Origin of the sequence: Dietzia sp. B19, assembly GCF_014145155.1 — a bacterium.
GTDB lineage: Bacteria > Actinomycetota > Actinomycetes > Mycobacteriales > Mycobacteriaceae > Dietzia > Dietzia natronolimnaea.
In genome coordinates this window covers 10,149-11,862 of the sequence record NZ_JAALED010000529.1, presented here as the reverse complement: position 1 = coordinate 11,862, position 1,714 = coordinate 10,149, and the positions used below count along the sequence as shown (strand labels likewise).

At 72.9% G+C, this 1,714-nt stretch carries 2 protein-coding genes; both read left to right on the top strand.

Translation table 11 applies throughout. The annotated features are described in order from the left end of the window. Positions 1-217: 217 nt before the first annotated feature. Positions 218-778: a type 1 glutamine amidotransferase domain-containing protein gene (locus G6020_RS14495; RefSeq protein WP_182611093.1), complete on the top strand. Its 561-nt coding sequence runs from the start codon at positions 218-220 to the stop codon at positions 776-778. 24 nt (positions 779-802) lie between these two features. Further along, positions 803-1,714, top strand: a 912-nt coding sequence (locus G6020_RS14490; RefSeq protein WP_241732734.1) for a hypothetical protein, incomplete at its 3' end; no start/stop codon positions are given.

Genomic DNA, 1,714 nt, shown 5'->3' with positions numbered 1-1,714 from the left:
TACCACCGGGCGCCGAACTCCGCGGCCACGGCCAGCCCCAGCACCAGGAGCAACAGCACGAGCAGGGAGCAGCCGCATCCGCCCCGCCGGCGGTCGCGCCGCCCTCGTCGGTCGATCGGGTCTCGTCGTCGCATCCACGTATCGTGCCGGACCGCCGGGCCCGGGGCCACCGGCGAACCGGTTGCGGGCCAGGGGGGTCCGGGCCCACGATCAGGCTATGACCGAGACCCAGGACGCACGCACTGACACCAGAACCGTCGTATTCCTCGTGGCCGGTGAGGGGATCGAGCGGGTCGAGCTGACCGAGCCGTGGGGGGCGGTGACCGAGGCCGGTCACACAGCGCTCCTGGTCAGCACGTCCGACGGCGAGGTCGACCTGGTCGACCATCTCACCCCGGCCGGCACCCAGGCGGTCGACCGGACGAGCGCCGACGTGACCGCCGCCGACGTCGACGTCCTGGTCCTGCCGGGCGGCGTCGCCAACCCGGACGCTCTGCGCCAGGACCAGCACGCTCTGACCCTCGTCCGCGAGATGGTCGAGGCGGGTAAGCCCGTCCTGGCCATCTGTCACGCGCCATGGGTCCTGATCGAGGCCGACGTCGTCCGCGGGCGCCGCGTCACCTCCTACCCGAGCCTGCGCACGGACCTGGTCAACGCCGGAGCCGAGTGGGTGGACGAGGAGCTGGTCAGCTCGGACGGCGTGTTCACCAGCCGCAACCCGGACGACCTCCCCGCCTTCTGCGACGCACTACTCGGCGCGATCCGCGGAGCGGAATAAGCCGACGGGCCGAGGGGGGTTTCGATGATCGGCGTCTACGTCCACCACCGGGGGCGCGGTCATCTCCACCGGGCCATTCCGGTGATGGGCGCCCTGCGGGAACGGGGACTGGACGTCACGATGCTCATCTCGGGCCAGTTCGACGACGCGCTCCTCCCCCCGGGAACCCGCGTCGTCCACCTCCCGTCCGGCATCGATGACGAGGAGGACGCCGAGGAGCTCACCCTCTCCGCCCGCCGCGCCGCCGTCGCGTGGATGGACCACGCACGACCCCGCGCCTTCTGGGTCGATTCGTCTCCCGCCATGTCGCTCGCCGCGCGGATGACCGGCATCCCGATGGTCAGCACCCTGCCGCCCGGGGTGAGGGAGGACGAGCCCCACCTGCTGCGGGTTCGTGCTGCGGAGCGGTTGATCGGGGCGTGGCCACCGGGGGCGCATCAGGCGACCCTGCGGCGGACGGAGAACCCCGTCGCGGAGATCGGCGGAGTGTCCCGCTTCGAGCGGCGCGTTCGCGAGACACGGCATCGTCGTCGTCCCCGTGTCGTCCATCTCAACGGCTCCGGCTCCGGCGGCGACCACCGCTTCTGGAGGGCGGTCCGATCGACGGCGCGCGAGCTCGGAGTGGCCGACTGGCTCGAGGTGGGCGGCCCGGACGGCGAATGGCACGCGGACCCCTGGCCGGAACTGTGTTCGGCCGACGTGGTGGTCACCGGAGGGGGCCAGTCGTCTGTTGCCGACGCCGCCTGCGCTGACGTGCCGCTCGTGGTGGTCCCGGGCCGGCGGCCGTACGGGGAGCAGGACGCCACCGCGGGGGCGTTGGACTCGATCCCGGCGGTGAGCGTGTTGCGCTACGGGGACGGGCCGACCGCCGTCGGGCACGCCGTCCGCCGACAACTGGAGAGGGCACGGGACGGGGAGACCGGAGGTATCCGCGCG